Annotated in this window: 13 protein-coding genes; 5 read left to right on the forward strand and 8 right to left on the reverse strand. The window is 53.7% G+C overall.

Translation table 11 applies throughout. The annotated features are described in order from the left end of the window. Positions 1 to 29: 29 nt before the first annotated feature. The gene (locus KB235_RS00940) at positions 30 to 1,940 is read right to left on the reverse strand and encodes an endonuclease MutS2 (RefSeq protein WP_211780144.1); all 1,911 of its coding nucleotides are present in this window, start codon (positions 1,938 to 1,940) and stop codon (positions 30 to 32) included. Between the two features lie 458 nt (positions 1,941 to 2,398). Between KB235_RS00940 and KB235_RS00945 the strand changes: the two genes are divergently transcribed. The 3 genes from KB235_RS00945 to nagE are packed head-to-tail and all read left to right on the forward strand — an operon-like array spanning position 2,399 to position 5,239. Then, positions 2,399 to 2,887 (forward strand): PTS sugar transporter subunit IIA, encoded by a 489-nt coding sequence (locus KB235_RS00945; RefSeq protein ID WP_034816872.1) that lies wholly within the window; start codon positions 2,399 to 2,401, stop codon positions 2,885 to 2,887. 19 nt (positions 2,888 to 2,906) lie between these two features. Further along, positions 2,907 to 3,755 (forward strand): PRD domain-containing protein, encoded by an 849-nt coding sequence (locus tag KB235_RS00950; protein WP_211780145.1) that lies wholly within the window; start codon positions 2,907 to 2,909, stop codon positions 3,753 to 3,755. Then, positions 3,752 to 5,239 (forward strand): N-acetylglucosamine-specific PTS transporter subunit IIBC, encoded by a 1,488-nt coding sequence (gene nagE, locus KB235_RS00955; RefSeq protein WP_211780146.1) that lies wholly within the window; start codon positions 3,752 to 3,754, stop codon positions 5,237 to 5,239. Before KB235_RS00950 ends, nagE begins: the two co-directional genes overlap by 4 nt. Before the next feature lie 67 nt (positions 5,240 to 5,306). On the opposite strand, the gene htpX is transcribed toward nagE, so the two are convergent. Both htpX and KB235_RS00965 read right to left on the reverse strand, forming a co-directional pair. Then, complete coding sequence (gene htpX, locus KB235_RS00960) at positions 5,307 to 6,191, reverse strand: zinc metalloprotease HtpX (RefSeq protein WP_211780147.1); 885 nt, start codon at positions 6,189 to 6,191, stop codon at positions 5,307 to 5,309. A 15-nt stretch (positions 6,192 to 6,206) separates the two neighbouring features. Then, a complete protein-coding gene (locus KB235_RS00965; protein WP_211780148.1) occupies positions 6,207 to 6,752 on the reverse strand; it encodes a LemA family protein in 546 nt (181 codons plus the stop codon). 230 nt (positions 6,753 to 6,982) lie between these two features. Here KB235_RS00965 and KB235_RS00970 point away from each other — a divergent pair, with 230 nt between their 5' ends. After that, positions 6,983 to 8,164 carry an amidohydrolase gene (locus KB235_RS00970; RefSeq protein ID WP_211780149.1) on the forward strand — a complete coding sequence of 394 codons (1,182 nt, stop codon included), beginning with the start codon at positions 6,983 to 6,985 and terminating at the stop codon, positions 8,162 to 8,164. Positions 8,165 to 8,176: 12 nt separating this feature from the next. On the opposite strand, the gene KB235_RS00975 is transcribed toward KB235_RS00970, so the two are convergent. The 5 genes from KB235_RS00975 to KB235_RS00995 form a co-directional block, all read right to left on the reverse strand. Continuing rightward, positions 8,177 to 9,499, reverse strand: a complete 1,323-nt coding sequence (locus tag KB235_RS00975; RefSeq protein ID WP_211780150.1) for a hemolysin family protein — start codon at positions 9,497 to 9,499, stop codon at positions 8,177 to 8,179. Positions 9,500 to 9,577: 78 nt separating this feature from the next. Further along, positions 9,578 to 10,048 (reverse strand): DMT family transporter, encoded by a 471-nt coding sequence (locus KB235_RS00980; protein WP_211780151.1) that lies wholly within the window; start codon positions 10,046 to 10,048, stop codon positions 9,578 to 9,580. 11 nt (positions 10,049 to 10,059) lie between these two features. Continuing rightward, positions 10,060 to 10,731: a Crp/Fnr family transcriptional regulator gene (locus tag KB235_RS00985; protein WP_081852689.1), complete on the reverse strand. Its 672-nt coding sequence runs from the start codon at positions 10,729 to 10,731 to the stop codon at positions 10,060 to 10,062. A gap of 13 nt (positions 10,732 to 10,744) precedes the next feature. After that, entirely contained in the window at positions 10,745 to 11,170 is a 426-nt protein-coding gene (locus KB235_RS00990) for a DMT family transporter (RefSeq protein WP_034808008.1), read from the reverse strand. Positions 11,171 to 11,280: 110 nt separating this feature from the next. Further along, positions 11,281 to 11,940 (reverse strand): type 1 glutamine amidotransferase domain-containing protein, encoded by a 660-nt coding sequence (locus tag KB235_RS00995; RefSeq protein WP_034808006.1) that lies wholly within the window; start codon positions 11,938 to 11,940, stop codon positions 11,281 to 11,283. Between the two features lie 381 nt (positions 11,941 to 12,321). On the opposite strand from KB235_RS00995, the gene KB235_RS01000 reads away from it, so the two are divergent. Next, on the forward strand, positions 12,322 to 13,428 hold the full coding sequence (locus KB235_RS01000; RefSeq protein ID WP_211780152.1) for a glycerol dehydrogenase: 1,107 nt from the start codon (positions 12,322 to 12,324) through the stop codon (positions 13,426 to 13,428). Positions 13,429 to 13,435 lie beyond the last annotated feature (7 nt).

Consider the following 13,435-nt stretch of genomic DNA (forward strand, 5'->3'; position numbering starts at 1 on the left):
TCCTTACCCGAGTGCTTTGCCGAATACTCTCATTCGCCTCGTTCGGCTCGTTGCCGTGCTCGAATCTCTTTCTCGACGCGACGGAGCGCCTTTTTTGAACCGCGGGCAAAGTCATGGGCTTCCTTGCGGTCCCGATAGTTGACGAATAGCGTCTCGAGGTCGTAGCCTGCCGGATAAAGATCGATCGCTTTCGCCTCAAGCCGGACACGACGGAGCGGATAATCGTTAGACACGCCGTCGACATACACGGTAACGCGACGCAACGACTCGTCCATCGCATACACGAGGCCGACTTGATTCGTCTCGAGCAGGCGGACCCGATCCCCTTTTTCGAAGCGTTCATCCGGTTCGATGACCGGTCGGACGAGTTCTTGCGCGAGTCGTGATGAATCGACGAGCGACTGATCATACGTTTTATCATGCATGTAGCGTTCCGCCTGCTTCAAAATGCTCACGGGCAGTTTCATTTTTCGGGCGATGAACAAGGCGTTACTGTCGCCGGACTGTCCAATCAACAATCGATACTTCGGCTCGAGCGTGTCCGAGTCGAACTGCATCGCTGCATTCATGAAGTCCGGGTGCATCTCCGAGTACGCTTTGATCTCCCCGTAATGGGTCGAAGCGACGACGAGGCAGCCTCGCTTGTATGCCTCTTCTAAAATCGCGATGGCGAGGGCCGCTCCCTCGTTCGGTTCCGTCCCGCTTCCGATTTCATCGAATAATAGTAATGATCGCTTCCCTGCCTTCTGCATGATGCTCGCCACGTTATGCATATGGGCCGAGAACGTGCTGAGCGCCGACCCCATATCCTGGTTGTCCCCGATATCGACGAATACGTCGTCAAACGTCGAGATGTCCGTGTCCGGATGTGCCGGGATATGAAGCCCGCTCATCGTCATCAAACTGAGCAGACCGATCGTCTTCAAGACGACCGTCTTCCCGCCGGCGTTCGGTCCAGTGATGATGAGACCGCGATACGTCTCACCGAGCGAGAAGTCGAGGGGGACCGCTCGTTCGAGAAGCGGGTGGCGGACTTGTTTCAAACGGATTTTTCCGATGGCGTTCACGCGCGGGGCGATGCCGTCGATGGCTTGGCTATACTTCCCTTTCGCGAACACCATGTCGTATTGGGCGATGACGTCGAGTGTCGCCTCGATGGTCGATAACGCCTCGGCCACCATGCCGGTGAGCGTGGCGAGCACTTGGTAGATTTCGACCGCCTCCTCGGTCCGTTTGACGACGAGTTCTGCGTTCAGTTTTGCTACCGCTTCGGGCTCGATGAAGACAGTCGTGCCACGGCTCGACGTGTCGACGATCGTCCCGGCGATTTTATGCTTATACGAGGCCTTGATCGGAATCGTGAATCGGTCTTGTTTTTTCGTCACGAAACCGTCTTGAATCGCTTCCCGGTTCACCGCACTCTTCAAAAACTTACTCAATCGCTCCTCGATCCGTCCTTCGAGAATCTCGATTTGCTTACGGACACGCTTTAATTCTTTCGAGGCCTCGTCGACGACGCGTCCCCCGCGAATCGACTGGATAATGTCTTCCTCAATCTGACGCCACTCGCTCATCTCACCGGCGTACATGGATAAGAGCGGGGCGAAGAACGCCTGCTCCGTCATGAATCGCTTCAACTTCCGGGCACCGCGGAAAAACTCGGCGACATCTTCTAATTCGCTCGCCTCAAGTTGAATCCCGCGGCTGATTTTCCCGATGAGCGGTTCCATCGCGGACACGCCGATAAATGGGACGTGTGACGTCGCGTCGAGAATCGCGCGCGCCTCTGTCGTCTCTTGCAGTCGTTTTTTCACCGTTTGTAGGTGGCTCGTCGGACGCTGGTTGCATAACAACTTCCGTCCGAATCCGCTGATGCAGTATCGTTCGACGCGTTGGATGAGTTCAGTATATTGTAATTTTTCTAATGTTTGTTCGTTCATGGGAATCTCTCCTTAAATATGATGGAAATACCGCGCAAACAAAAAGCGTCGGCCGATGACGACCAACGCAAAAAGACAGACCGGTGTCTGGCAGTTTATGAAGGGCGGTATCTGTAACAGAACATGAAGGCATGACAAAAATACGCGTCATCCGACATTTTTCAGTTCGTTAGGCAGATACGACCTCACTCATTAACATGCAACACCTTTCTCATTCAGTTTCGCCCTAACTATACAACAGATTTTCGAAGAAGTAAAATTTCTAGAGAACGCTTTCAAATTAGGCCTTGATATCTATATTCGGGCGTGCTATGTTGAGGGTGACGAAACGAATAATGATCACATGTGACTGATTCGATCAGGCATGGGGTAAGACGAAAGGCTCACGCCACCCGTCTATACTCCATGCCTGTTTTGTTTTTTCACAATCATTTTTCGAACGAAAGGATGAATCGAAGATGTTATTGAATAAGTGGATGAAGAGACATACACTGACACTTTATGCACCCATGGAAGGAGACATCATTCCACTTGAGGAAGTGAGCGACCCAGTGTTCAGCGAGAAGATGATGGGCGACGGAATCGCCATCATGCCGACTGACGGGACAGTCGTCGCACCGGCCAAAGGGACCATCGTTCAAGTCGCACCGACGAAGCATGCAATCGGGATTCGCACCGATGACGGCGCTGAAATTTTGATTCATGTCGGGCTCGACACGGTCGAACTTGCAGGTGACCCGTTTACCGTGCATGTGAACGTCGACGATTCGGTCGAGGTCGGTCAACCGCTGCTCACAGCGAACCTCGAACAGATTCATCAAGCCGGAAAAGACACGGTCACGCCGATGATCGTCACGAACGGTGGCGAGCTGAAGGAACCTTACGTCTTCCATACAGGCGGTCCTGCCCTCTCTGGCAAGACGGTCGTCGCTCAAGCGGAACAATGACTCCTCGATAGGAGGAACCATGTTAAAAATCAAAAAAATCTTGAACAACAATGCGGTCATCGTCTCAGACGACGGGGAAGAGAAGATTGCCATCGGGCCGGGCGTCGCGTTTAAGAAGGCGCGCAACGACGTCGTCAATCCGCATAAAATCGAGAAACTGTTCGTCATGTCCGAAGGCGACAAGTTTCAACAACTCTTGAGCCGCATCCCGGTCGAACATTTCACGATTTCTGAAGAGATCATTAGTCACGCGGAAAAGCGGCTCGAGACGACGTTCAACGAACACATCCACGTCGTCTTGACCGACCATATCTCGTTCGCCATCGAACGGGAGCAAGAAGGGATCTCGCTCCGGAACAAACTGTTGAACGAGATCAAAATTCTATATCGCAATGAATATGAAATCGGGCTATGGGCGATTCAGCATATCGAGAATACGCTCGGGGTGAAGATGCCGAAAGATGAAGCCGCCTTCATCGCGCTCCACATCCATACACTTAAAGTGAAAGGGGGTGATTTGCGTAAGACGCTCAAACAGACGACGATCGTACGAGACATGATTCAATCGATTTCGAGACGGCTCGACCTATCCATTGAAGAAGATGACTTATCCTATCAACGCTTATTAACTCATTTACGATTCGTCATGGATCGGGTCAACCATTACGATCACCACACGATTGACGAGGACATGTTGACGATGATTCAAACGAAATTCTCGTCTGCTTACGCGTGTGCGTCTGATGTCGCAAACGAAATGGAAGACTTATACGGTATCGTCTTGCCCGAGTCAGAGCTTGGTTATATTACGCTCCACATTCAACGCCTGCAAGATCAACACCATCAAAAAGGAGGACATTCACAATGATGAACTTTTTACAACGTCTCGGACGTTCCCTCATGTTGCCGGTTGCGGTACTTCCTGCAGCGGCCATCCTCATGGGGATCGGTTACTGGATCGACCCAGTCGGCTGGGGGTCTGAGAACATTGCCGCCGCTTTCTTGATTAAAGCCGGTGGTGCTATCATCGATAACATTCCAATTCTATTCGCCGTCGGGGTCGCCCTCGGGATGGCGAAAAACCGTGACGGCTCAGCCGCCCTCAGTGGTCTCGTCGCTTTCCTCACGGTCACGACACTTCTTTCTGCGGGAACGGTCGCCCTTTTCCAAGGGGTCGACGTCGAAGCCGTCAACCCAGCATTCGGACGAATCGCTAACGCGTTCGTCGGTATCCTCTCAGGTATCGTTGCCGCTCAAATGTACAACCGCTTCAGCCACGTGAAATTGCCTGACGCCCTCGCCTTCTTCAGCGGTAAGCGTCTCGTACCGATCATGACGGCGTTCGCGATGATCCTCGTCTCGGTCGCTCTTTACTTCATCTGGCCGGTCGTCTACACAGGACTCGTCGGATTCGGTGAAACGATTTCGAAAATGGGCGCGTTCGGTGCCGGCCTTTACGGCTTCTTCAACCGTCTGTTGATTCCGACCGGTCTCCATCACGCCTTGAACTCGGTGTTCTGGTTCGATGTGGCCGGCATCAACGATATCGGAAACTTCTGGTCGGGTGAAGGGGAGAAAGGAATCACGGGACGTTACCAAGCCGGATTCTTCCCAATTATGATGTTCGGTCTCCCGGCGGCAGCACTCGCCATGTATCACACAGCGAAAACAAAACGTAAAAAGCAAGCGGCTTCGCTCCTTCTCGCCGCAGCGTTCGCTTCATTCTTCACAGGTGTCACAGAACCGCTCGAGTTCTCGTTCATGTTCCTCGCGCCAGTTCTTTACCTCGTGCATGCAGTGTTGACAGGGATTTCACTCTTTGTCGCCGCGACGTTCCAATGGACGGCCGGGTTCGGTTTCAGTGCCGGTCTCGTCGACTTCGTGCTCAGCTCACGGTTGCCGCTCGCGAATCAACCGTACATGTTGCTCCTCCAAGGTCTCGTCTTCGGTGCCATCTATTACACAATCTTCCGCTTCATGATCGTCAAGCTCAACTTGGCGACACCAGGTCGCGAATCGGATGAGGCGGTCGATGCCGTCGCAACCGAGACAGCGCCTGAAGGCCAAACGAAAACAGCTCCAGTCGCAGCTGGCGGACAATACTCGGCCATGGCAGCGATGATTTACGACGGACTCGGTGGCGACCAAAACGTCACAGGCATCGAGTCTTGTGTCACGCGTCTCCGTGTCGACGTGAAAGACATGGACACGGTCGACCAAGCACAAATCAAGAAAGCAGGCATCCCTGGAATCAAGGTTGTCAGCCCGAACCACATTCAAGTCATCGTCGGGACGAACGTCCAGTTCGTCCTCGAAGAAATTGAAAAACTCCGGAGCCACCGCGCCGGATAAACGATGAAAGCCACCTCAAGCGAGGTGGCTTTTCCTATAGTCGACGCATCAAGCGTAACGCAAAACGTTACATTTGGCGCAACCGGTTGATCCGTTCGACCGGATTCGGGTGTGTCGACAACAGCCCGCTAATCTTTTTCTTCAACGGGTCGGAGAAATAAAGCGGGGCCGACGCACTCGACGCTTCTTTCACCGGTGTCTCGACGTTGGCAATCTTCTCGAGCGCCGAAGCGAGCGCTTCCGGGTTACGCGTCAGCTCCGCCCCGCTCGCGTCCGCTAAAAATTCGCGATTTCTTGAAATCGCCAAGTTGATGAGCGTCGCGATAATCGGTGCGAGGACGAGCAGGACGAGCCCGACAATTAAGAAAATCGGGTTTTGATTGTTGTCACGCCGTCCGCCGACACTTCGAAAGAACAGCATCCGCGACCCGATGTCACTCATAATGGCGATGACCGAGACGAGGGCGAGCGTGACCGTCGACAATCGGACGTCATAGTTTTTGATGTGCGCGACTTCGTGGGCGATGACCCCTTCGACCTCTTCCCGCGACAGACGGTCAAGTAGACCCGTCGTGACCGCGACGGCCGCCTTTTCCGGCTTAAGTCCGGTCGCGAACGCGTTCGGGGACGGGTCGTTGATGATGAAGACGCGCGGCATCGGCACCCGGGCGACCATCGCCATGTTCTCGACCGTATGCCATAAGAAGCGATGCTGCTCGACCGAGGTGATTTCTTTCGCATGGTTCATCCGCATAACGATGCCCGTGCTCGACATGATGACGATACCGACATAAAACAACGAAAAGACCGGTGTGAAAATGAGACCCGGCAACGCGTCCCCGTAATTGATATACGAAATCGCCGCCCCAACGAGCAAGACGAACAAGACGAAGCCGGCGACGATGAACACTGTCTTCACTTTGTTTTTACGAATCTGTTCATAAAGGAGCATCGCTGGCACCTCGCATTAGAACGAGACGCGAACGTTCTCGCGTTCTTCCTCTCGCGCCTCGAGCATGTCACGCTTCTCAAAACGATGGAGTGAGGCGATGACGTTCGTCGGCACCGATTCGATTTTCGTATTATATTTCATGACCGTATTGTTATAGAGTTGTCTTGAATACGCGACTTTGTTTTCCGTTTGCGTCAACTCTTCTTGGAGCATCTTGAAGTTCTCGTTCGCTTTCAAGTCAGGGTATGCCTCGCGAAGCGCGAATAGATTTTTCAGGGCGCCGCTCAACTGATCGTTTATTTCCATCTGTTCTTGCCGCGTCGACCTTGCTCCCATTTGATTACGGAGTTCGACGACTTTCGCGAGCGTCTCTTCTTCATGTTTGGCGTACCCTTTCACCGTCTCGACCAAGTTCGGAATCAAGTCGTAGCGACGTCTCAGCTGTACGTCGATTTGGGCCCACGCCTCATCGACCCAATTTCGATACTTCACTAATCCGTTATAAGCCGAGAAATAAATGACGGCCAGCAAGATGATGACGCCTAATCCAATCCATAACATATTCCTGCACCTCGTTTCTTAAATTCACTGCTGTTCTAATTCCCTTTCATCGTATACGATAAGCTTATCTTTTACAAAAATAAGGAAAAGACACAGTCTAGGCTGAATCATGTCAACAAATCGTCATCAGAAAGGAAGAGTGGGACCGCCGTGCAACTGTGAAAGGCGACGCCCATGCCGTTTGGCAGCATATTTGACCGACCATTATATGTAGGATTGGAGTGTTCTCGATGTTTGTCACAACGCTTGATGCTAGACTGACCGATTTATATGAAGAGATGGTGACGCTGCGCCGTCATTTCCATCAACATCCCGAACTCTCATTCGAGGAACAAGAGACGCCCCGTTTCATCGCGCGTTATTTACGCGACCTCGGCCTTGACGTCCGAGAAGGGGTCGGTGGCAATGGCGTCGTCGGGCGTATCAAAGGTGGGGACGGACCGACGATTGCGTTCCGGGCCGACTTTGACGCCTTGCCGATTCAAGACTTGAAAGACGTTCCGTATCGCTCCAAAGTGAACGGCGCGATGCACGCATGTGGTCATGACGCGCATACGGCGTCGCTCCTCGTGCTCGCCAAAGTGCTCGCCGAGGCCGAGTTGCCAGGAGATGTCGTCTTGATTCACCAGTTCGCCGAAGAACTCGCCCCAGGTGGTGCCAAACCGATGATTGAAGATGATTGTCTCGACGGTGTCGACTATATATACGGCGTGCACATTTGGACACCGCTTCCGTTCGGAACGATCGGCATCAAGACCGGCCCGATTATGGCGGCAGCCGACCGTTTCGAACTGACGATTAAAGGCAAAGGCGGTCACGGGGCCATCCCGCACCATACGATTGACTCGCTCATGGTCGGCGTCAACGTCGCGAGCCAACTCCAACAAATCGTGAGTCGCCGCGTCGACCCGCTCGAACCGGCCGTCTTGACCATCGGGACGTTCGAATCAGGACAGGCGTTCAACGTCATCGCAGACGAAGCCCGCCTCTCTGGAACCGTCCGTACGTTTAATCCGGACACGCAAACCCGCATCATGGAAGACATGGAGCGCATCATCGCCACGACATGTGCCGGGGCAGGGGCCGATTACGAGTTGAACTATATTCAAGGCTACCCTGCCGTCATCAATCACCCGATGGAAACAACGCACGTGCGTCATTCGGCCGTGAACGTGGTCGGCAGTGCCGGCGTCATCGAGATGTCCCCGCTCATGGTCGGGGAAGATTTCGCCTATTACTTGCAACACGTCCCGGGCAGCTTCTTTTTCGCCGGCGCCGGTAACCCCGAGCGCGATGCGATTTTCCCGCACCATCACCCTCGCTTTGACATCGACGAACGGGCGATGCTCCTTATGGCCCGCATCTTGATGAACGCCGCGTTTGAGACGTGGGAAGAGACAAAAGAAGAATGACGCGACGTCGCGTCATTCCTCTTTTTCTTCTGGCAAGATTGAGATGAGGACTTGGTCGACCCGTTTCCCATCCATGTCGACGACTTCAAAACGTAGGCCATACGCCTCGACGATGTCTCCGCGTTTCGGAAAGTCACCAAGCGTGTAGATGACGAGTCCGGCGAGCGTATGATACGCGTTGCGTCCTTCGTCAAATCGCGCGTCACGGATGCCGAGCGTCTGCTTCAAGTCCTCGATGCTGAGGAGTCCATCGGCTAAATACGTGCCGTCTTCCCGACGAACGACGTCAGGCGCCTCTTCTTCAATCATCACTTCCCCGACAATCTCTTCAAGAATATCAAACAACGTGACCAGTCCGAGGAACCCGCCATACTCATCTAAGACGAAGGCGATGGGCGATCCGGTCTGTTGCATCATTTGAAGGACTTGGCTCGCTTCGCGTTGCTTCGGGACGATCAGTGGCTGTTTGATTTGTTTTAAAATGTCCGATGGCGCCGCGAGTTCCGGCAACATCAGCACGTCACGGACATCGACGTATCCGACGAACTCATCGAGCGTCCCGCGTCCGACGGGGAGTTTGTTATGTCTACTTTCATATACAGCGGCTTTGATGTCGGCCATCGAGTCTTCGATATCAATCCATTCAAGTGTCGTCCGCGGTTGCATCAGTTCATAAATCAATTGGTCATGAAACGCAAACACGCGCTCGACTTGCTGCACTTCTTCATGCGCAAACTGTCCTTGTTGCGCTCCTTCGAATAACAGTTGCTTGATTTCAAGTTCTGTCTCCCCATCTGTCCGTTCTGCCTTCAACCCGAGCAATTTGAACAAGAACAGCGTCGATTTCGATAGAATCCAAATGAATGGGCGCATCACTTTACTGAACAAGTCGAGCGCCGGGATAATCGCCATCGTCACCCGTTCCGGTGCGACGAGCGCGATTCGTTTCGGGACGAGTTCCCCGATGATGAGGGAGAGGTACGTGATCACGGTGACGACGAGCACATATCCGACTGTCGACGCCGACTGTGCGCTCATGCCGAGCTGTTCAAACGCGTTGCCGACCGGAGTCGAAAACCTGGCACCCCCGTATGCCCCGTTGATGATCCCAATCAACGTGATTCCGACTTGGACGGTCGAGAGCAGGTCTGTCGGGTCTTTTGAATACTTCAATGCGATTTGCGCGCTCCGCTTCCCTCGATTCGCCTCGACTTCGAGCTTCGACGGCTTCGACGAGATGAGCGCGATTTCGGTCATTGCGAAGATCCCGTTCAACACAATCAAAAACAAGACGATCATTAAGTCAATCCATATGGAAGAGCCCACCGTATTCATCACCTCTATAGTTATTTCAGTTCACTTTATCCATCATACCTCTCTGTACCCGTTTTGTGCACGAAAAAAGCCACTCCTTCAAGCGGCTTCCTTCATCGACTCACGCGCGAGCGCCGTCGCTTGTGACTGTTTGAAAATGACGACGCCGAGGAGCAAGATCATCAAGCCGATGACTTGTCCAGGTGCCAACGTAAGTTGCGGCATGCCGAACGCACCGAATAAGTCGACGCCGAGCGCCCAAACCAATTGCGACACGAGGATGACCGACACCGACAACGTCGGACCGAGCAGCTGGATGCTGCGCATGACACAAAAGACGACGCCCACCCCGAGCAGCCCGCCAAGTGCATAGATGGGTGAGACGTCCCGAATGCCCGCAAGGTCCCCACCGAACAGAACGAGCGGTATGAGCGACCCAACGAGCCCGACGATAAAGACGAGCACCGTCGTCGCCCACGCCCCGAGATGGACGTTCATTTTCGCATTGACGGCCGCTTGTACACTGATGAACGCACCCGCGATGGCCGAACAGATGATTCCAATTACCATGAAGATTCTCCTTATTCATAGAGCATGCCATTGGCACGCTGCTTTAATCGTTCCATATCCAAAATCTTGACTTGCTTCCGTGTCCGTTCGACGAGTCCTTCGTCCGCGAACGCCTGGAGCGTCCGGTTCAAATGTCGATAGCTCGTCCCGAGCCATTCGGCCACTTCTTTTCGCTTCAATTGACTCATCTCGGATTGAAACAAGTCGTTCCCGGCCTCGCTGAGCGAGACGAGATAGCCGGCGAGTCGTTCCTCGAGCGTCGACATCAAATGGTTCGACGAGGCGTTCGCTTCGATAAATAGCTTCTCTGACACGCCACGAAGCAAATGTTCGGTAAATTCGATCGTCCGGTTGTATGTTTTCAATACCTCAAACGGGATGCGCAGACAGACGACCGTCCCGACCGCTTCGACGGTATGGAGCACGTGACGTCCGCTTGCGTATTCGATATCGCCAATCAACGTCGGTGCGGCTTTCAAGCGGAGGAGCCGCAACTTGCCTTCCTCACTGAGCGTATAGATTTTGACGCGTCCTTCTAAGACGACGAACAACGAATCGATCACGCCGTCGTTCGCGCAAAGCATCGCTCCCGAAGGAAACGTGACGATCGAGGAAGCAGCGAGTGTCTGTCCCGAGAACAAATGGTGCCAACCGAGCCGATGTAGCGCAGCCTCTACTTTCATCTCCATCTCCTCCTCATGTGAACGTGTAGACGCCAATCCCGATGACCATCAGGCCGAGCCCGATGACCTGCCCTCCGGTGACCGGTTTTTTCGCGACACCGAACCATCCGTTCGAATCAATGATAAACGCTCCCATCAACTGCGCGACGAGTAAGACACAAATCGCCCACGTCACCCCGAGTTGTTGAATCGCCGTCAATTCACCAAAGACGACAAAGACACCGAACAACCCGCCTAGACTGTAGTACCAAGGCACGCGACGAAACGCGGTCAAATCGCCATCACGCTTGAACGCGTAGATGAATAACGCCAGCACCAATCCGACGAGGTGGACGATGGTGACCGACAACCATGCCCCGACCGCATAGCCGAGTTTGGCGTTGAAGATGCCCTGCAACGCGATGAACGTGCCCGAGAGCAACGCAAAAATGATTCCCATCCCTATTCCCCCTGTCTCTTCGTCTGACTGTACGGGAGAATGAATCGTTTGAAAAGGACATATGTCCGAAAAAAAGACAATCTAGGCGATTGCCCAGATTGTCCATGTCGTTAGTTGAGTAATTTGACGACTTCTTCTGCTACGCGTTCAGACGATTGTGGGTTTTGTCCCGTGACGAGACGTTCGTCGACCGCGACGTTGACCGCCCAGTTGTCGGCCCCATCGAACTTGCCGCCCTTTTCACGCAGTGCCGATTCAAGCAAGAACGGCACAGCGGATTCAAGTTGCATTTCCCGCTCTTCGGCGTCGGTGAAGCCGGTCACTTGTTTGTCTTTGACGAGCGGTTCCCCGTTGCTCAACGTGACGTTGACGAGGCCGATTGGTCCGTGGCAAACGGCGGCGACGACGTTCCCACTCTCATATACGTCACGGACGACACGTTGAAGCGTCTCACTGTCCGGGAAATCGACGACCGTTCCATGTCCACCAGGAAGGAACACGGCATCATACGAATCATCCGCGACTTGGTCAAGTCGGACCGTATTTTTCAACAAGGTTTGTGTATCTAAAATCTCTTGTGACAAGCCGTCCTCGAGACTGTTCGCATCGATTGGCACGTCTCCGCCCTCGATACTCGCGACCGTCACTTTGTATCCTTGTTTCTCAAATTGAAGATATGGTGCGGCGAACTCCTCGAGCCAAAGCCCGGTAGCATGACCGTTCTCTAGTTTATCGGCAGACGTCGCAATGATCAATACATGTTTAGCCATCGTTCATTCCTCCTTCAGAAAGTTACATACGACATAGTTGTTCCCCGTCTCCTCTCGTTCAAACCATCAAACGCGTTAAGAAATCGGGACGTGTCTCTTTTTTCGACCAGGTCATTTTTTACGGACGGGCCCTCCGTATCGGGCGGCTATACTGTACCCATCAGCTCATAGGAGGGGTCATCGTGACGAAATCGATACTCGAATGGGGATTTGTTGCCGTCGCCGCTTTGATTGTGCTACTCATCGTCCTCGGAAGTACACTATGCATGCTGTGACGCTCGTTCACGGAGCTGTCACGCGAATATCCGTTTACCGTACGCCTGAAATCGGGAACATCTTTACTGTTGTCCATCGCCATTTCACTTCGAAAGGATGTTGATTATGTCAGAACGCGTTTTCATCAGTCCAGCCAAGTATGTGCAAGGGAAGAACACGATTGACCAGCTCGGAAAGCATGTGGGCCATTTCGGCTCGAAAGCGCTGTTGATTGCCGACGATATCGTCTGGCGCATCATCGGGGACCGCGTGACGACCGCTCTTTCCTCAAGCGACGTCGAGACGGAGAAGGCCGACTTTGTCGGCGAGGCGTCTCGTCATGAAATCGAACGGATTGCCGCTTCCGCGAAAGAGAATCATGTGTCGTTCGTCATCGGCATGGGTGGCGGCAAGACGCTCGATACGGCAAAAGCGGTCGCCGATGAGCTTAACGCTCGCATCGTCATCGTTCCGACGATTGCCTCGACGGATGCACCGACGAGCGCCTTATCCGTCATCTATACGGATGAAGGGAATTTCGAGACGTATCGTTTTTATAAGAAGAATCCAGACCTCGTGCTCGTCGACACGAAGTTGATTGCCGAGGCACCGGCCCGCTTCCTCGCCTCAGGCATTGCGGACGCCCTCGCGACGTGGGTCGAAGTGCGGAGCGTCCTCGCATTTGGCGGGAAGACGATGGCCGGCGGTGTCCCGACCATCGCGGCCGAAGCGATTGCGAAACGCTGTGAAGAAGTGCTGTTCGACTATGGGATCCCAGCGTACGAGTCGGTGCAGGCGAAAGTCGTCACGCCGGCGCTCGAAGCTGTCGTCGAGGCGAACACGTTACTCAGCGGCCTCGGCTTCGAAAGCGGCGGTCTGGCGGCGGCCCATGCCATCCATAACGGGTTCACGGCACTCGACGGGGACATCCACCATTTGACCCACGGCGAAAAAGTCGCGTTCGGCACACTCGTGCAGCTCGCGCTCGAAGGACGGACACAAGAAGAGTTTGAGCGGTACGTCGCCCTATACATGGCGCTTGATTTACCGGTCACGCTCGAGGACGTGAAATTGAAGGACGCCTCACGAGAAGATATCCTGAAAGTCGGACAAGCGGCCACCGCAGAAGGCGAGACGATTCATAGCGGCTTTGACGTCACACCAGAAGAAGTCGCGGACGCCATCATCGCGGCCGATCGGTACGCCCGTTTGTATCAAGCGAAACAGCGATAACAAAAAC

The organism is Exiguobacterium alkaliphilum (assembly GCF_018138125.1).
GTDB lineage: Bacteria > Bacillota > Bacilli > Exiguobacteriales > Exiguobacteriaceae > Exiguobacterium > Exiguobacterium alkaliphilum.